Source organism: Candidatus Anoxymicrobium japonicum (genome assembly GCA_002843005.1).
GTDB lineage: Bacteria > Actinomycetota > Geothermincolia > Fen-727 > Anoxymicrobiaceae > Anoxymicrobium > Anoxymicrobium japonicum.
The window spans coordinates 1-17779 of the sequence record PHEX01000032.1; the positions used below are offsets into that span (position 1 = coordinate 1).

The following is a 17779-nucleotide window of genomic DNA, read 5'->3' on the forward strand; positions in this document are numbered from 1 at the left end:
CCGCGTTTATCAACGTCTGGAGACTGCGGTTATACAACATTTTCTTCTCTCCTGGTCTCTCCCGTCATATCTCCTGCCTCCATCATCGTTACTACCATTTCGGACTATCGTGTGGCACGGGCTCTCCCGCCTGATCGTTGACGGCCGCCTTTATTATCCCGTTCCAGCCCTCAGTCGTCGATATTGGAATTCCAAGGAAAAACGCTTTTACCGCGCCGTACGTCCACGTCCGGCGCAAGACGTTCTGATCCGGGGCAAAAGGCGTACCGGTCCTCGGGTTTATGACTCCGCCGTTCGTAGGACCATTTATAGCGGCCACCATTGTGGCGGGATTCAAGCCACCCGCGTTCTTGTTCAAAAGATTTTTGATGAAATTTCCGCTATTAGGAATCATTGTCACAGTCGAGGACGGCGGAGAATTCGCCATGACCTGCGCTATAAAATTGCTCGCTTCCGGCGTCTCCAGTATCGGCATCAGAATGCTGATGTCGATGCCGCCCGGAGGCGGCCCCAGCATCGCCTCTGTCTGTTCAGGGTGCTGATTCGCGGCGTTCGCGATCACGGCGCCGTCGAGAAGGCCAACCAGTTTTTTGATCGTGGCCTGCGCTGACGGGTTGTTGTTGATGACATCGACCATGTCTCCGTTGTTCGCGTACGTCGCCGACTGAGTCAGGAAAGCCTGATTGCTGTTGATTGCGTTCGCGATCACCTGCGGGTTCAGCTTGCCCAGCAGGCTCGATACGAACGCCCCGTTGCCGTTGAGGACGCCAGCGATGACTCTCGGGTCGAGCCCGTTGCGCATGAGCCGCTCCTGCCACTGCTCGCCCTCCGGGCTGTTTCCGGGTTCAGCCGCCGAGTGCGCGTCCATGTTGGCGACCATGCCGTTCAGGTACGTCTGGTTATTGTTGATCGCGTATGTAATAACCGCTGGATCAATGCCGGGCTGCACACCGGGCGTCACCGGATCCGCGTCCGGCTGGAGCAACTTCGTAACAAAACCCTTGTTGGCGTTGATGGCATCAGCCGTGATCTTCGGGTTCCCCTTGTTCGCGAGGTTAGCGAAAAACGTTCCGTTGCTGTTGACCACGCTCGCGATAACCCCCGGGTTCAACTTGCCCAAAAGATCGCTGGTCGCCTGCGGGTTGGCGTTCATCGCGTTGGCGACAACTGTAGTGTTCAAGTTCTTCACGAGATTGGTTATGAAACTCCCATTTGAGTTTACGACGCCCGCGATGACGTTCACGTCCAGATACTTCGTCATGTCCGACGACGACTGGGGGTTCGCGTTCATCGCCTTCGCGATAACCTCCGGATCGAGCTTGGAGACCAGCTTTGTCAGGAAACTCGACGACCCGTTGATGCCTGCCGCGCTCGCGGCGGAGTCCGCCTCCAACTGCAGCCTGGTTATCCAATCAATGTTATTGTTGACTATACTTGCGATAACTTTCGGGTTCAGATAGCCCATAAGTTCCGCCGTTGTCTGGCTGTTGGCGTTCATCGCGCCCGCGACGCACGCCGGATTGAGTTTGCTGATCACGGCCGTCAGAAACTCCTGATTCTCGAGGATGGTCACCATCATGTCGGGATCCGAATTCTTGTTCATGGCTGTCATCACGTCGATGTTGTTGTTAAGCACACTTGCCAGCATTACAGGATCCAGTGAGTTCATAAGGGATGTCGCGAACGGCCCGATCTGGTTAATCAGCCCGCCAATAGACGCGGGCGACAGCTTTGCCATCAGATCCGCGCTCGTCGACTGGTTGTTCGCCATGGCGCTCAGGAGCTCTGATGAGAGGTTGTCGAGCACGCCAGTGATAAAACCACCGCTTCTGTTTAATATGCCGGCTATGACCACGGGATCGAGCTTGCCTGTGAGTTCGACCGTGGCGTCCGGATTCTGATTCATCGCTCGCGCCAGCATATCCGGATCGAGCTTTCGGAGCAGATCTGTGGCAAACGGGCCGTTGGCGTTGATGACGCTGGCCAGCACACTGACATTGATGTACTTCATCATCTCGGCGTTTGCCGTAGCGTTCGCGGTAGCGTTCGCGTTTATCGCGTTTGCGAGAACATCTGTGCTGATATTGCCCACGAGTTGCGTAAGAAACGCCTCATTTGCGCTGATCGCGTCAGCTAACACTTTCGGATCTATGTACTTTGTGACCTCGTTTGAAAACTCCTGGCCGCTCGCCGCGCCCTCGGCCATCACCTTTGGATCCAGCTCCCCAATTAACTCGGACAGGAACTTGCCATTAGCGTTCACCGCGCCAGCAATGACTCCAGGGTCTATATATTTGAGAAGCTCGACCGTGAAATCAACGTTCTCGTTCATGCCCTTCGCGGCTGTTGACGGATCCAGGAAACTGATCAGTTCCGCGAAGAACTTGCCATTCTCGTTGATGACGTCCGCCACCATTTTCGCGTCCAGCACACTCATCATTTTTGATGTCGACGTGGGGTTCGAATTCATCGCAAGGGCATATACCCTGGGATCCAGGCCTGAGAGTATGCCTGAGAGCATGCCGGGCTGGCTTACGAGCTTACCGGTGAGCACGCCAATCGGGTCTTTCGGAAGCACCGTCATTCCAGCCACCGCCATTGTAGCCAGCAACAGAAATATGATCACGATGTTTACTACGCCCTGTACTCCTCGCGACAGCAACATTTTATCCAAGCCTCCAGTTCTTCATAAAATCACTCGATCACGGCGGCGGAGTAGCTGACGAGTATTTCGTCCACGCTATTGCCTCCCCGGTCATCCATCCCATAGGGATCCCATAGAGAACTACGTACGACTCGCCCTTCGTTTTCATGGCAAGATGTTTCATGATGTGGTCGTCCCCCGCGAGCATGCCATCTGTCATCAGAGACGTAGGAGCGATCGCGAGATAGTCCGGGAGAAGATTCGGGTTGGCGTCGAGCGCGTTTGTTATCACGCTCGGGTCGAGGTTCGCGAGCATTTGCCCGCTCGCCACGGGATTGTTGTTCGACGCGGCGGCAAGCACGACCGGGTCGAGGCCGCCCGGACCCAGCAACTTCACGATCAAGCCGCCGGTCGGATCAGAGACGTTTGCCTGGTTGAGCACATCGGCCATAGCGGTCGGATCGCTTGAGCCCATCATGTCGGCAAGGAAAGTGCCGTTGGCGTTGATAGCGCTCGCCAGCACCGACTCCGCTCCCGCTATGTGTATCGCCTCCAGCAACCGTCCGGTAATGTCCTTGCTTCCCTGAGACAGGTGAACCTTGTGGCTCACCTCCGCCGATGACTCTGGATCCATATAGAGGATCGTCTGCCGCAGGAACTCGGGGTTCGCGTTAATCGCGGCGGCAAGCCGGGTTGTGTCCAGCTTCTGCACGAGCGTCGCCAGGAAACTCCCGTTATTGTTCACCACGTCACCGATCACGTTCTCGTCCAGGCAGGTCATCAAGCCTTTCATGAACGCGGTATTGCTTTCACTCACTGTTGTCGCTACCGTCGGATCGAGGTAGGAGATCAGCTTACGCAAGAATTCCTTGTTGGAGTTCACGATCGCGGCGACCGCGGACGGCGACAGATAACTCATCATCTCCGAAGTCATTGTTGGGTTGTCGTTCGACGCTTTGGCGATTACGCTCGCGTCCAGGTACTTGACCAGGTTCCGCAAGAACGGCCCGTTGGAGTTTATGATATTCGCGCTCATCTGAGGGTCGCCATCTTTCATGGTCGCCGAGAGAAAAGCGCCGTTGGCGTTTATGACACCAGCGAGCGCTTTCGGATCGAGTCTTGAAATCAGGGATGTCAAGAACGGCCCGTTGGCGTTCACAATCTTGGCGCCTACCGTAGGATCTGTATTTGCCGTCATTTTCTGCAGGAAAGAACCGCTGTCGTTTACGATTCCCGCGATAACACCGGGATCCAGGTTCGCCATGAGCTCTATGTTGGAGTTGGGGGCCGAGTTCTGCGCGGCGGCGATGACCTTCGGATCCAGCGCCCGGATAAGAGACTCGATGAACGCCTGGTTGTTGTTGATCATTTCGGCGGAGGCTTTCTGATCGCCCACGGACATCATCCTGGTCAGGAACGCCTGGTTGTTGATGATCGAGGCCACGAAATCCGGTGATATGTTGTTTACGATGTCCGTAATAAACTGCTTGTTGTCATCCATCGAATTCGTCATCTGCGACGTATCCATATTCTTGACCATAGCCGTCAAGAACGCCCCGTTCGCGTTGAGCGCGCCGGCGATCGAGCCCGGATTGATCGCGCCTATCATGCGGAGCATGAACCCCTGGTTGTTCACGATGTTGGCGGTGAGCGTCGGATCCGAGTTCGCCATGCTCTTTGTTATCGTTCCCACATTGTTATTGAGAACTCCCGCGATCACCTCCGGGCTGATCCGCCCGATCAGGCGCGCAATCCAATCGCCGTTGGAGTTGATGAGACTTGCCGTGGCGTTGGGATCCTGATATTTCATCGAGTCCATGAGATACTGCTCGTTGGAATTCACCGCGCTGGCGATCACGTCAACGTTCAACCTGCCTATAAGCGCCGACAGAAACGGCCCGTTATTGTTCACCATCAGCGCGCTGGTCTGCGGATCCGACATGCTCATGATCTTGGTTATGAACGGCCCGTTGCTGTTTACGATGTCGGCGACCACGACCGGCGAGAGATAAGATATCAGGTTGCTGATGAACGTCGTGTTCTCGTTGACGATCATCGCGACAACCCGCGGATCCAGATACTTGTTCATGTCGTTCGACGCTTCCGGGTTCGCGCTCATGACGCGCGCCAGCATCTTTGGATCCAGATGGCCTATCAAATCCGCGATGAGTTTCCCGTTTTCGTTGATGGGCTTCGCGATCGCCTTTGCCTCGAGCAACGACATCGTCTTTACGCTCGAAGAGGGGCTCTTGTTCATCGCCATCGCGATAACCTCGGGGGGCAGCCCCTGCACTATGGCGGACAGAAGATCGGGGTTCTGGTTCAGGGCTTTAGCCATGATAGTGGGATCCGAGTTTTTCTGCATGCCCTCGAGCAGGTACCGGTGGTTCGCTATCTCGCCTATGAGCTTTCCGAGCAAGTGCTTGTTCGGCATCGCTATCGCGCCCACCGCGATAACGCTCAAGAACATCAACGCGATCACTGTAATATTTACCAGTGCCTGCAATCTGGGACGCATCAGCATGTTTTCGCCGGAGCGCGCGGGCGAGAGAGACTTATCAACGCTCTTTGGCTTCGGCGTTTTCGCGGTTTTCACCGCCGGCGCCGTCTTTACAGGGCCTGCCACTCCCATGGCGAGAACCCTCTGACGGTAACTCTGCCTGGCCCGGGCGGACATGCCGGGCTGCTCGACACTTTCGATAACCATGGCGGTCTTGAGAAACGGCTCGAGCTCGGCCGCGACATCGCTGTGCTTGCTCAGAACTGAATCTAACTTGCTCCTGTCCTTGCGGATCAGATCAAGCGACCTGTCAAAAAGGCTACCTGAATCTTCATTCAAGCGAACCACTTCCTACCTTTCTAAGATGGACACTCAACTACCTTCCAACACTAACTCTCATATGCCTAAACGATATTACATCTAAAAAGATACGGTTCTTCACGGCTCGTTTTGAAAATTTTTTCACCGCCATTGCCAGGGGTCAGGCACCGTCTACCGCTCCGTCTACCTTTACTGCGTAGGTGGGGTCTGGCGCCGTCTACCGCGCAACGGTAAACGGCGCCTGACCCCTGGTTGCGGTAGACGGAGCGGTAGACGGTGCCTGACCCCTTTGTTAACTTTAAGAATTGATCTCGCTGGAGTTGCCTAATATCCGGTTCAGCGAGAGCAAACCGCGCTTCTGTGTGGATTTCACCGCGCCTACTGAGACACCCATGATCTCGGCGATATGAGCGTTCGAAAGGTTATCGATGAATTTCAGAATAAGAACCTCTCTCTGGTTGTGCGTGAGCTTCCGCATAGCCTTGTACAGGCGCTCGCTCTCCATGTCGGATATTACAGCCTCGACCGGATTTCCATGCGGCGACACGGTCGGGGGGTTATCCTCGAAAGGAACTCTCTCTTGCTTCGACTCCCTTCGAAAGAAATCAACAATGAGATTGTGAGCGATCTGGTAGAGCCACGAGCTGAAAGCGACGTCGCGCATCTCATACGAGTCTATATTCTCGAAAGCCTTGAGAAACGTCTGACCGGTCAGATCCTGGGATTCCGTCACGTTGCCGACTTTGTAATACACGTAACGGAATATCTGATCCACGTACTCGTCATATAGCATGCCAAACGACTCAGGGTCTCGATTCTTCGCCCTCTTTACCAGGTTCCGAACACCAGCGTCATTTGACATTCAACACTCCGGTCTTACGTCAGACTTAAATCCCCATCCTCACGTTTCTTGCACGGCAAAAATAGATAGCGACACTATTGCCCTGTACCAGTCAGTGCCTTCGGTCTATAGTTAATAACAGTTAACCAAAGTATATTACTTTTTCTTCATTGTGAACACAATATTAATGTTGCGTTTTGTCAATACCGCAAATCGCAGCAGGCACAGTCAGGAGGTTGACTGGCTCATGCCTGCTCTGCTAGACTCTATGCTTGTACTGGTAAACGAAGCGCTCCCACGACATCAAGAGAAGACCACTTATGCCAGCAGACAGAACGCGCAACCGCAGAATTCGCGCTGACTCCATTTCTTCTGTGCACCGGCTTAACTCCGCCGTTGCCCGGATGCCCGGTGCCGTAGTGTTTCACGGCGGCAAGGGCGGCGTCGGCACGACAATGCTGGCAACCGAGATGACTATGGCGCTCGCGAGCGTCGGCCGGCGCGTCGCGGCGCTCGACGCCGATCTCGACCGTGGCTCGATGCACTACAGGCTCGACGTTTCCGTTGGGCGCGCGACCTTTTCTATCGCGGACGTCCTCCCTGTTCTGGAAGATATTACAGATGATGCCCTCCGCGGCGCGCTATCGACATGCCCTTGCGGCGCGAGCCTCCTTCCGCCACCTGTGGGTCGCGCCGGACTGGCGCCCCCCGACGCCGCTCACGCCGGCAAGTTGCTCAGCGCTCTTGCTTCAAACTTCGACTATGTCATCATCGACACCAGAGCGGCTCTCGACCCATTCACAACAGGACTCCTCATGGCATCTGATTTAATAGCGCTTGTCGTCACTCCCGAACTGGCATGCCTCGGTGGGGCAAAGCGGGCCGTCACGGCTCTCGACGCGCTCCCCGGCGAAAGGCCACGTATCGAGCTTCTCATAAACCGCTCACTGGGCGCGCGCGACCTTGTGACACGTGGAGATATCGAGTCCTATCTCGGGATGAAGGCGTCCGCCGTCTTGCCGGAGGACACCGCCATGTGCCGCAGGCTCGAGGCCGAATGCAAGTCTCTTCTCTCGGATCGATCCGCCCTCTCATGTGAGGTGTTTCGCCTCTCCCGAGCGCTATTTGGTTAGTTGCGCTATCTAATTAGGGGTCAGGCACCGTCTACCGCTGCGTCTACCCCTGGCGCGCTGGCGCTGGCTAGCACAGGGTTGATTTGCTTGGTCTGCTTGTGTTACGATTTGCTTGTACTGCTGGTGAAGCGACTCTTCTGGAGGTTAATCGTGGCAGGTTTTCCGTTGCGACAGGAATCGGCGGACGTCCCTTCCGAGGTCCGGAACGCCATTCGCCATCGCCTGTTAGATGAACTTGCGAACATGGAAGGCGTGCTGGATGACGATATCGAGCAGCGCGTCGAGGAAGCGCTCCTCTCTGAAGGTTGTCTGTGGCCGAAGCGCATGATCCGGCGCCTTGCCGCCGAACTCGCGGACGAGCTGTTCGGTCTGGGCCCGCTGGAGACATTGCTGCGCGACCCATCGATTTCAGAGATCATGATAAACGGGCCACAAGAAGTTTTCGTGGAACGCGACGGACAGATCGAACCGCTCGGGGTGAACCTTGGCATGGACGATCGGGTGATATCCCTGGTGAGGCGCGCTATCGGCCCGCTAAACTTGCGCCTGGACGAAACAAGTCCGATGATAGATGCCCGTCTGCCTGACGGTTCGCGCCTCAACGCGGTCATCCCTCCGCTGTGCCTCAACGGGCCGACCGTCACAATACGCAAATTCCGAAAAGCGCCGTTCAGTGTCTCGGAGCTTGTCGAGAACGGCACCTTCACCTCCAAAGTCGCTTCCTTTATCGAGGAAGCGGTAAGGCGTCGCGCAAACATCCTGGTCTCCGGCGGCACCGGCAGCGGCAAGACGACCCTCCTCAACGTGCTCTCCTCTTTCATCCCTCGCTCAGAAAGGCTCATTACGATCGAAGACGCGGCGGAGCTCAAGATCGAGCACCCACACGTGATATCGCTCGAGAGCAGACCTCCCAACATAGAAGGGCGTGGTGAAGTTACGGTGCGCGATCTGGTGCGCAACTCCCTCCGGATGCGGCCGGATCGCATTATCGTAGGCGAGGTCAGGGGCAGTGAAGCTCTCGACATGCTTCAGGCGATGAACACCGGCCACCCAGGCTCATTATCGACCGCACACGCGAACTCGCCTCATGACCTTCTCGATCGCCTCGAGACCATGGTGCTCATGTCGGAGGTGAATCTCGACGGGTCAGCCGTCCGCAGACAAATAGGATCAGCGCTGGATCTCATCGTCCACATGCGGCGCGCCGACGGAGGGCACAGAGTGCTGGAGCAGTTGACTTCAGTCTCTCTTGCGCAAAATGGTGATTACAGGCTCGAGGATATGTTCTCACGCGAATCGTGGCACGGCGGTTTTTCATGAGGTGGCCGGGACTCTGTATCCTTGTGGTGGCGGCGATCTATTTTCTGTGGATGAGCCGGTCGGCCCGCGCTGTGGCGGCAGCCAGGCGCAACCTCGACAGGCATCTCGAGCCAGGCGATGGCGGGACACCTGTGCTTCGCGGTCGCGGCCTGCTCGCACAAGCGCGCCGGCGCATCGAGAAGACGCGCGCTGCATCCAGAGCGCGCGAGCAGCTCAACGCGTCGGGATTGGCGATTCGGTGGAGCGTGTTCATGCCCACCTGGCTCGCGGCGGCGCTGCTGCTCCCGCTTTCCAGTTTCTTGATGACTGGAAGCATCCTTGCCGCGCCACCCGCGCTTCTCGCGGCGCTGGTTCTGCCAGGCAAGGCGCTGAAAATGCTCGGTCACGCGCGCGTGCGCAAGTCGCAAGAGCAGTGCGACACTCTCGCCGCCGACCTGACGCTCTTCCTGAGGAGCGGCATCCCTGTCGAGGACGCGCTTTCCCTTTGCGCCCGCGACGCTTTTCCACCTGTATCGGATGCCATTGCGCGTTTTCAATCTGATGTCGCGCTCGGCGCCGGGGTAGACACAGCGCTTCTCGACCTCGTGGGTGCCCTTGACAATCGCGACCTTCAGCTGATTGCCCGGGCGATGGTTACGTCCCGTGAGACCGGATCCGAGATCAGCCACATCATGGACACCATCGGGGAAACGGTGCGCGAGCGATCCGCCATCCGTCGCGAGTTGGAGTCACAGACTGTTCAGAGAAGGATTTCCGGGCGCGTCGTCGCGGCGTTGCCGCTCATCTTCCTGGGAATCTCGGCGCTGGTATCCAGGAGCGTCATCTCCGTGCTCCTCGGCACAACTCCCGGCCTGATCATTTTGATGGTCGCCGTCCTGCTTGACGCAGCCGGTTTTCTCTGGATAAACAAAATACTGGACATCAAATAGCGAAGGAGAGAAAAACTGTGCTATGGGTCTGCGTTGTGGCGGCTCTCTCCATCATCTTCATCTCATCTGGAAGCAAAGATCGAGAGCGAACCGGCGTCTCACGCCTTCTCGCCCTCGATGACGAGACACGTAAAACGGAAGAGCAAGGCGGTCACATCAGGTCACGAGACCGCTCGTTCGCGTCAATCATCGAGTTGCCATACAGGCTGACCCCGGCTACGCTCCGCGCGCGATTCTTCGCGCCCCTGGAAGCGCTCTGTGACACACCCGGGCTAACAGTGCCCCGCCTCGCCGGCGCTTGCTTCTACACATCCGCCGGCATGCCACTATGCTTTCTGCTACTGACAAAGTTTTCCACCTTTGGCCTTGCCGGCGCCCCGGTTTGCGTAGCTTTCGGGCTCCTGATTCCGCGCGTCATCGCGTCGCGCGCGCGCAATCATTACCTCGAAGCGTCGCGCCAGGCGCTTCCAGACACGGCTGACACGCTGTACGCCTACATCCTGGGCGGCAAGAACCTCGACCAGGCGTTCAGGGGAGCGGCACAGTATGCGCCTGAGCCTCTAAGCCCTCTACTGCTCCGCGCCGTCAGGGAGATAGATCTGGGCGCCTCGAGAGAGGAAGCGTTCGACAAACTGGCCGCCCGGTGTCCGGTTCACGAACTCTCTTCTCTGCTGCGTTCCCTGCTCGAGGCGGAGAAACGCGGTTATTCCATGTCGGTATCACTCGCGGTGTTCTCGCGCGAAATCCGGCTGAGGCGCCGCGACCAGTTGCGTCAGAAATGCGCGAAAGCCCCGCTGAAGATGCTCGCGCCTCTCGTCTTTCTCATACTGCCGGCCTCCGTTCTGCTAACGGTTGGGCCAATATTTCTGGCGACACTCCATCGTATTTTCTAGCGGGCATGCCTTGGCGCCCTGATGCGAAACTCGAACTGAAACAGGATTCCATTGCGTTGTGTGCTTGACTTGCTTGTCTGATGATGCTATGATTTGCTTGTACTGGTTGTCTCTTCTCCATGATTCTTGGTCGTCCCACGCGCGAGGGCGTGGATTGAAACAAAAAGGGAGGTATCAAATGGGCGAGATCAAACGACTCATGTACGAGGACGACGCGCAAACAACCGCGGAATACGCGCTGGTGATTCTCGGCGCGGCGGCGGTCGCAAGCGCGCTGATCGCCTGGGCCGCCAGCGGCAATGTGATCAAGAACTTCTTCACCAAGATATTCACCAAACTCACGGACGGCTTCTAGAGCAGGCTGTTGAAAGCTATGTCGATACTGCTTCCAATCGTGTTGTTCTGCGCCTCAGGCGTTGCCGCCGATGTCAGGTTCGGGCGCATCCCGAACTTCCTGAACGCCGGCGGCCTTCTCTGCGGCCTGACCGTGTCGTGCGTGAGCGGTGGGGGGCGCGGTCTCGCCTCCGGCCTCCTGGGCGCCACGCTCGGACTCGCCATACTGTTGGCGCCTTTCTTGCTTCACATGGTTGGAGGCGGTGATGTGAAATTTCTTGTTGCGGCCGGCGCAATGATGGGATGGCGGCTTCTTCCACCGGCGTTCCTGCTCGGCGCCGTGGCAGGCGGAGCGCTGGCGTTTTTCGCGCTTCTGCGCGGCAGACACTCCAGACAGTCGTTAGAGAGTGTGTGGCGCGCGTTGATCCTGCTGGAAGCCGGCGCGTGGCGTCCTTCCGCGAAGACGCCTGTTGGTAACCGCGTCAGGATGCCTTACTCCCTGCCACTGTCCGTGGGGCTGATTGTTGTCGCGAGTTTCCACGCTTTTATTTGAGGAAAGTACAATGCGAAAACCAGATCGCGCGACTGGAAAAGTCTTCGAGCGCCAGCGGGGTCAGGCGGCTGTCGAGTTTGCGCTGGTGCTTCCCGTCTTGATGCTGATCACTGTGGCAATCTGCCAGGTAGCGCTCGCCTTCAACTGCTATATCGTTGTCACTGCCGCGTCCAGGGATGGCGCGAGACGCGCGGCCGAGACAAATGACGGCGAAGCCGCGCGAAAAGCCGCTCTATCATCTACCGGTGGGTTGCCCGGATCCGGCCCGGAGGTCGATGTAACGTTCCCCGAGGGAAGAAACAAAGGCTGCCCTGTGACCATCACTGTCGTCTACCACATGCCAATCCTCCTGCCGGGTCTCGATCGCCTCGTCCCCGAACCTTCCTTTAAGCGGTCATCCACAATGGCGCTGGAATGTGGCGCCAAGTGAGAGGATCGCGCGGGCACAGAGGACGATGGACCGGTTTCTTCCATGATCAACGTGGAGGAATCAGCGTCGCGACAATGGGTTGCCTCGCGATCGTCGTCGTACTGTGCCTGTTCACGGCGGATGTCGGGCTCCGGTTGTCCGCCCACCAGCAGGCGCAGAACGCGGCCGACGCCGCGGCCCTCGCGGCGGTACAAGAATCGTTCCCCCTGTTCGCCACCGGGGTCGGGCCGGAACTTGCCGCACGCAAGTACGCCGCGGCCAACGGCGCCACTGTGGACGAGATCAAGATAACAAAAGGCGGCCAGCGGGTCGAAGCGCGCGTGTCCGTGCATCCTCAATCCCTGCTCCTTGAGAAACTGGGCATCGGACCCGAGAAGGTAAGCTCTCTCTCCGCGGCCGAGGTTGACATGAACGCGTTGCTCGCGAGCGGCGCCATCTGGTACACCGCCGACCCGACACTCCTCAATGCGCTCAAAGGCTTTATTTCCAGCGGTCACGCGAAAGACTTCTACGGCGCCGTAACTATGATCACACTTCTGGCGATCCAACATCTCGGCAAGCCTTACGTATGGGGCGCTACCGGCCCCAACGCGTTTGATTGCAGCGGCCTTGTCTGCTACGTATACGCGCAGATCGGGGTTAACCTTCCACGTGTGACGTTCTCGCAAGTTCACTCGGGCAAAGCGGTTTCTCCAAACGAGCTCGCTCCCGGTGACATCGTCTTTTTCAGGCATAACGCGCACGTCGGCATCTACCTCGGAGGAGGATGGTATATCCACGCGCCGCACACAGGGGATGTAGTCAAGATCTCGCCCCTGTCCGGTAGATCAGACATCTCTGCTTGCCGGCGCGTGCTCTGATCTCAAAATGCAAAAACGCATAATATGGTCTGGAGCCTGTCGCGCCAACCCGGCAAATAAACCACCAAATCGCTGGATAACGTCAACTGGCGGCCCGAACCCGACCTGTTGTCTCAAGATTATGGGTTCCCTTCCACCCTTTTCATCCGTTTTTCGCGCGCGCCATCTCAAATTTCAGCTTCTGTTCCATCCTCCCGGTTGCCGTCACGGTGGACGGTGCCCTCTGGACGGGTCAGCGACTTTAAAAAGAAAATCTGACCCCAAAGTTAAGGGCGTTTTCGGCCGCTGAAGAACATGATGGACTTGATTTTCCTGGTCACGATATTCTCGATGCCGCGCGCTTCCAGGGCAGCCATAAGCTCTTCACAGGTGTAAACGGGGCTTGTCACGTAGCCCAGCATCGCGCCAATCTTTCCCATGGTGATATCCGTGAGGCGCCTCTCTCCTCTCACAAACGCCGAGCCAGCCAGCTTGCCGTTGGGCTTGAGTACGCGCGCCATCCCGTCGAGCGCTTTCTCTTTGTCGGGGAATGCGTTGATGCCGTTCATGGAGAGAATCCCTGAAAACACGTTGTCCACAAATGGAAGGCTGGCGACGTCTGTGCGAACCAGCATCACGTTGCCGAAGTCCTCGGCGCGCACTTTCTCCAGCGCCGATTCGAGCATGCCACGGTTGTAATCCGCCGCGATGAAATCGAGATTTGGCTGGAGGCTGTACTCCCCCGCGGTGAACACTCCCGTACCGACAGGGATATCGAGGAAGTACCCCGGCTCGCAATCCGACGCGACGCTCTCGAGAAGCTCAAAGAGAAGAGGAATGAACTTGGTCGTGCCCCACATGGCCTGAACCATGAAGCGGTCAAACGCTCCCGCCCCCGTCACGTTTCTCTCATAGCGCGAACCGGCTATCCTGTCGAAAGCTTTGTTGACACGCTTCTGGCGCCCCACGTCGTCGCCCGGAACCAGATCGGCGATCTCGTCTTTCACGCGGTAGGCGTGCAGAACCGGCCCGTCGCAGCAGTACGAAAAAACCCGCGGGTGGTAGCGCATCTCCCTGCCGCAGGCGGGGCACCGCAGGAGTGATGCCAGGCGCTCATGGTTCACCCGCGTCACTCCTTTCTTCACAATATCTACGAAACGTGGCATTTAGATATTATTCACTGGCGTTGGTCAATCCTTTTCCTGGGATCCCGTTCGTTGCCTGCTGATATAATCTCTACCGATTGGAGGTTTTCAATTGAACGCGATTGAGAGTGTCGCCGTCGCATCGGCAATAGAAGCTTTTACTGATCTGTGGCACAGAATACTGAATGTCGGCCCGAAGTGGCTGGTTGCGCTCGCGGTGCTCGTTGTCGCGTGGCTGCTGGCGCGGCTCGCGCGCGTGCTGGTGCGAAAAGTGGTAGGCCGGACCAGCACACAGGGCCACGTTGACCTTCTGCTCGCGCGCGCCGCCGCCGGCCTGATCCTCATAGCCGGTTTCATGGTTGCCTTAAGCGAGATTGGCATGAGCATCAACGCGGCGCTGGCGGCGCTGGGCCTCGCGTCTGTCGGCATCGGTTTCGCCCTGCAGGACGTACTTGGAAATCTGTTCTCAGGAATTATTCTGCTCGTTCAGCATCCGTTCACCATCGGCGATGAGATAAGAGTCGGCGAGCAGGAAGGCGTGGTGGAAAACATCAGGGTGCGTGACACCCAGATTCTGACTTACGACAGCCGGCGCGTGTTCATCCCGAACAAGACGGTCTTCGACAGTTCCATCATCAACTACTCATCAAACGCCACGACACGCATCGACCTGCGCCTGCTCCTGAAGGAGGGGGCCGACATCGCAAGAGCCCGCGCTCATGCTGTGAAAATCCTCGAGGGCGCGGAAGGCGTTCTTGACCGGCCACAACCGGCAGTGTTGATTGATTCCGACAGGGAAAGCGTCGTGCTCGTGCTGCGCTTCTGGGCCGAATCAGGTCGCGATCGGGAGATGAATCTCAAGTCGGTGATACTCGAGGCGCTGATAGCGTCGCTCTGATTGGAGAATTGATGGATTACGATGTGATCGTGGTGGGTGGTGGGCCCGCCGGCTCGTCTACCGCATATTATCTGGCCCGGCAGGGCGTTAATGTCCTCGTGATGGACAAGTGCTCATTCCCACGTGAGAAGATTTGCGGCGACGGCATAGCCCCGCGCGCGGTGCGCAACCTCTACAAGATGGGATTGCGGGAGCGCCTCGACGGGCAGTTCAACAAGTTCCACGGCTTCCGGTTCGCCGGCGTGGGGAAAACGCTCGTCGAGACCCGGATACCGCCAACTCCACGGTTTCCCGATCACGGCTACATCATCAAGCGAGTGAACCTCGACGGGATATTGCTCGACTACGCTCGTGAGAACGGCGCCGAGGTGTGGGAGGGCTGCAAGGTCAAGGCGCCCCTGGTTGAGGGTGGGCGCGTCGTAGGAGTCAAAGCGATCCGTGACGGCAAGGAAATTGAAGTCACCGCTCCCGTCGTTGTTGGCGCCGACGGCCCACACTCCATCCTGGGCAGGAAGATGAGCCTCCTGATCAACGACCCGCTGTACCTGGGAATTTCGATCCGCCAGTATTTCGAGGGGGTAGAGGACATAGACGATTATCTCGAGATTTATCCTGATAAGGCAATCAGCCCCGCAAGCGGCTGGGTTTTCCCCGTGACACGCGAGGGGGTCGCCAACGTCGGCGTCGGGGCGATGCTCTATCACATGCAAAAGGACAAGATCAATCTTCACAAGTTCTTCGACGTTTTCATCAACGACACGCCGTTCGTTGCGCCCAAGATGCGGAACGCGAAGCCCATCTCTCCCTTGCGTGGAGCGCTGCTCCGCGTCGGCCTCGGCGGCAGCAAGATAGAGTGCCCGGGGATGATCCTCGTGGGTGACGCGGCAAGCATGACCAATCCGGTGAACGGAGAAGGCATTACGTACGCCCTCGAGACAGGAGAGATGGCGGCCGAGCACATCATGGAAAGCCGCTTCGCAACGGGAACATTTCACATCGACCCCGATGAGGACTCCTTCAAACAAAAGCTCGCGGATCGTTACCAGCACTACTTCCGCCACGGCATCCTGAGTATCAAGTGGGGGGACCGAACCTCGTTAATGAGGCCAATGCTCGCATTCACGAGCAAGAACGAGCGCTTCCGTCGCTACCTCGTCAGATCACTCATGTACCTGAAGCACTGAGTTCGGGTGGCCGGCTTGAAGGTGACATTCGTTTATCCCGACTTCTTTCAGTACCCCGACGGAACGTTCATTCCCGAGGGAAGAATTTACCTCGGCATCGCTTACCTGTCCGCGGCGCTCAAGCAGGCGGGGCACGAGACTTCGCTGGTTCATGTTGTCGAACCACCTGAGCGCGAACGGCTCGTCGAGCGAATCACCTCGGAGCGGCCTGACCTCATCGGGTTCTCTAGCACGACGCACATGTTCCGGCACGTGGCGCGGATGGCACAGTGGCTGAATGAAGAACTGGACGTGCCGGTCGCGTGCGGAGGCGTCCACTCTACGATCGCCACCGAAGAGGTGATCGGCGCCCCCGGCATAGACTTCGCCTGCGTCGGAGAGGCCGAGGACACGGTAGTCGAGTTGTGCGAGGCGCTCGAGCGTGGCGCGGATCCTGCCCGAATCACGGGTCTATGGGCGCGAGACGCCCACGGCAAAGTAACGCGCAATCCGGCGCGAAGACTGCGAACCGACCTCGATAGCCTCCCGTTCCCCGACAGGAGCATTTTCGACCCGGCGCTGTTCTGCGCCGATCAGCACCCGCGCGGAACATTGATGGCGTCAAGGGGTTGCCCGTTTGATTGCGCCTACTGTTCCAACCACGCGCAGAAAAGCGTGTACCCGAACCCGAAAGATTACGTGCGCTTCCGCGGCCCCGAGAACGTTATCGAGGAAATCGAGGAGATCGTCGCGGGGGACAGGCGCATCGAGTACATCCGCTTCGACGACGACATTCTCACAACGAACCGCGAGTGGCTCGCCAGGCTCTCGGCGCTCTATCGGAAGCGCGTGGCAATGCCGTTCATCTGCAACTCGCGCGTAAACTTCATGGATCGCGAGATGGCCGCATCGCTCGCTGAGATGGGCTGCAAAGTCGTCTGCATGGGCATCGAGAGCGGCAACGCGTGGCTCCGCGACAACATTCTTTCCCGCCACATGTCAAATGACCAGATCGCGCGGGCTTTCGAGGTGTGCCACGAGGCGGGCATGAAAACCGTGTCGACGAACATGTTCGGGCTGCCGCTCGAGGAGACATCAATGGTGCATGACAGTATAAAAGTGAACGGGTGGTGCCACCCCGACACGATACAGATATCGACCTTTATCCCCTATCCGGGCACCCGGCTCCACAAACTGTGCGAGGAAAAAGGACTTATCACGGGTGAGCGGGTGGACTCGATATTCACCGGGCATTCGCCGCTGTCGCTTCGCGCGACGGTGTGGGAGGATAAAGCGCTCAAGGAGAACTTCCACACGCTGGCTTACACATACGCTCGTCTGTACGAGATGAAGCCGAAATTCGTGGGACGCACTGGAGCGCGTATCCTCGACTTTCTTGTTCTCGGCAGGAGAGCCTCCGGCTTGAGACGGCGCGCCTTCAAGCGCGCGATGCGCTGGGCTGACGGGCGCTTTCAGCCCGAGTGGATCAAATATTAAGAATGCAACCGAGGTCCGCTTAACTTTTGGGGTCAGGAGCCTGTTGATCGTGCTAATATATTCTTGCTTTCTCTGCTCTCTCGAAGAAAGGAGTGCGCTGTGTCCAGGAAAATAAGAAGGGCTCCGTTTCGGGAATCCTCGCGCTCAGCCTCGCGCTGGCGCTTGCCTCGTCGGTGTGCGGCGCGGGCGCTCCCCGGTGGACGGCCAACGGGGTTGCCCTGCGCAGCGGCGTGGCCAACAACGCCTATTCCCCCACCATAACAACCGATGGCGCGGGTGGCGCTATCGTCACGTGGTATGACAGTCGCTCCGGCGCACAAAACATCTACGCGCAGAGGAT

Annotated in this window: 15 protein-coding genes; 11 read left to right on the forward strand and 4 right to left on the reverse strand. The window is 57.9% G+C overall.

The window, feature by feature from the left end; all coding sequences use genetic code 11:
* Positions 1–91: 91 nt before the first annotated feature.
* The 3 genes from CVT63_04475 to CVT63_04485 all read right to left on the reverse strand — a co-directional run bounded on the left by CVT63_04475 (position 92) and on the right by CVT63_04485 (position 6327).
* Positions 92–2665, reverse strand: coding sequence for a hypothetical protein (locus CVT63_04475; protein ID PKQ28094.1), 2574 nt, complete (start codon positions 2663–2665; stop codon positions 92–94).
* 37 nt (positions 2666–2702) lie between these two features.
* Positions 2703–5483 (reverse strand): hypothetical protein, encoded by a 2781-nt coding sequence (locus tag CVT63_04480; protein ID PKQ28095.1) that lies wholly within the window; start codon positions 5481–5483, stop codon positions 2703–2705.
* 280 nt (positions 5484–5763) lie between these two features.
* The gene (locus CVT63_04485) at positions 5764–6327 is read right to left on the reverse strand and encodes an RNA polymerase subunit sigma-70 (GenBank protein PKQ28096.1); all 564 of its coding nucleotides are present in this window, start codon (positions 6325–6327) and stop codon (positions 5764–5766) included.
* A 299-nt stretch (positions 6328–6626) separates the two neighbouring features.
* On the opposite strand from CVT63_04485, the gene CVT63_04490 reads away from it, so the two are divergent.
* The 7 genes from CVT63_04490 (at position 6627) to CVT63_04520 (ending at position 12757) form a co-directional block, all read left to right on the forward strand.
* Positions 6627–7439 (forward strand): hypothetical protein, encoded by an 813-nt coding sequence (locus tag CVT63_04490; GenBank protein ID PKQ28097.1) that lies wholly within the window; start codon positions 6627–6629, stop codon positions 7437–7439.
* A gap of 243 nt (positions 7440–7682) precedes the next feature.
* The gene (locus tag CVT63_04495; GenBank protein PKQ28108.1) at positions 7683–8759 is read left to right on the forward strand and encodes a type II secretion system protein E; all 1077 of its coding nucleotides are present in this window, start codon (positions 7683–7685) and stop codon (positions 8757–8759) included.
* Positions 8756–9688 carry a hypothetical protein gene (locus tag CVT63_04500; GenBank protein ID PKQ28098.1) on the forward strand — a complete coding sequence of 311 codons (933 nt, stop codon included), beginning with the start codon at positions 8756–8758 and terminating at the stop codon, positions 9686–9688. The genes CVT63_04495 and CVT63_04500 overlap by 4 nt, the downstream gene beginning before the upstream one ends.
* 17 nt (positions 9689–9705) lie before the next feature.
* Positions 9706–10581 carry a hypothetical protein gene (locus CVT63_04505; GenBank protein PKQ28099.1) on the forward strand — a complete coding sequence of 292 codons (876 nt, stop codon included), beginning with the start codon at positions 9706–9708 and terminating at the stop codon, positions 10579–10581.
* A gap of 373 nt (positions 10582–10954) precedes the next feature.
* A complete protein-coding gene (locus CVT63_04510) occupies positions 10955–11467 on the forward strand; it encodes a hypothetical protein (GenBank protein ID PKQ28100.1) in 513 nt (170 codons plus the stop codon).
* 10 nt (positions 11468–11477) lie between these two features.
* Complete coding sequence (locus CVT63_04515) at positions 11478–11897, forward strand: hypothetical protein (GenBank protein ID PKQ28101.1); 420 nt, start codon at positions 11478–11480, stop codon at positions 11895–11897.
* Positions 11882–12757, forward strand: coding sequence for a hypothetical protein (locus CVT63_04520; protein PKQ28102.1), 876 nt, complete (start codon positions 11882–11884; stop codon positions 12755–12757). The genes CVT63_04515 and CVT63_04520 overlap by 16 nt, the downstream gene beginning before the upstream one ends.
* A gap of 266 nt (positions 12758–13023) precedes the next feature.
* On the opposite strand, the gene CVT63_04525 is transcribed toward CVT63_04520, so the two are convergent.
* On the reverse strand, positions 13024–13902 hold the full coding sequence (locus CVT63_04525; protein ID PKQ28103.1) for a hypothetical protein: 879 nt from the start codon (positions 13900–13902) through the stop codon (positions 13024–13026).
* Between the two features lie 91 nt (positions 13903–13993).
* On the opposite strand from CVT63_04525, the gene CVT63_04530 reads away from it, so the two are divergent.
* From CVT63_04530 to CVT63_04545, 4 genes are all read left to right on the forward strand, one after another.
* The gene (locus tag CVT63_04530) at positions 13994–14779 is read left to right on the forward strand and encodes a hypothetical protein (GenBank protein ID PKQ28104.1); all 786 of its coding nucleotides are present in this window, start codon (positions 13994–13996) and stop codon (positions 14777–14779) included.
* 11 nt (positions 14780–14790) lie between these two features.
* Positions 14791–15963, forward strand: coding sequence for a hypothetical protein (locus CVT63_04535; GenBank protein PKQ28105.1), 1173 nt, complete (start codon positions 14791–14793; stop codon positions 15961–15963).
* A gap of 6 nt (positions 15964–15969) precedes the next feature.
* Complete coding sequence (locus tag CVT63_04540; GenBank protein PKQ28106.1) at positions 15970–17439, forward strand: hypothetical protein; 1470 nt, start codon at positions 15970–15972, stop codon at positions 17437–17439.
* Positions 17440–17531: 92 nt separating this feature from the next.
* Positions 17532–17779: hypothetical protein (locus CVT63_04545; GenBank protein PKQ28107.1), on the forward strand; the 248-nt coding region annotated here is incomplete at its 3' end.

Bases quoted from the DNA above. Each gene is read 5' to 3' on its own strand.
- CVT63_04475 (PKQ28094.1), bottom strand. From the start codon at position 2,665: ATGTTGCTGTCGCGAGGAGTACAGGGCGTAGTAAACATCGTGATCATA.
- CVT63_04485 (PKQ28096.1), bottom strand. From the start codon at position 6,327: ATGTCAAATGACGCTGGTGTTCGGAACCTGGTAAAGAGGGCGAAGAAT.
- CVT63_04490 (PKQ28097.1), top strand. From the start codon at position 6,627: ATGCCAGCAGACAGAACGCGCAACCGCAGAATTCGCGCTGACTCCATT.
- CVT63_04495 (PKQ28108.1), top strand. From the start codon at position 7,683: ATGGAAGGCGTGCTGGATGACGATATCGAGCAGCGCGTCGAGGAAGCG.
- CVT63_04500 (PKQ28098.1), top strand. From the start codon at position 8,756: ATGAGGTGGCCGGGACTCTGTATCCTTGTGGTGGCGGCGATCTATTTT.
- CVT63_04510 (PKQ28100.1), top strand. From the start codon at position 10,955: ATGTCGATACTGCTTCCAATCGTGTTGTTCTGCGCCTCAGGCGTTGCC.
- CVT63_04515 (PKQ28101.1), top strand. From the start codon at position 11,478: ATGCGAAAACCAGATCGCGCGACTGGAAAAGTCTTCGAGCGCCAGCGG.
- CVT63_04520 (PKQ28102.1), top strand. From the start codon at position 11,882: ATGTGGCGCCAAGTGAGAGGATCGCGCGGGCACAGAGGACGATGGACC.
- CVT63_04525 (PKQ28103.1), bottom strand. From the start codon at position 13,902: ATGCCACGTTTCGTAGATATTGTGAAGAAAGGAGTGACGCGGGTGAAC.
- CVT63_04535 (PKQ28105.1), top strand. From the start codon at position 14,791: ATGGATTACGATGTGATCGTGGTGGGTGGTGGGCCCGCCGGCTCGTCT.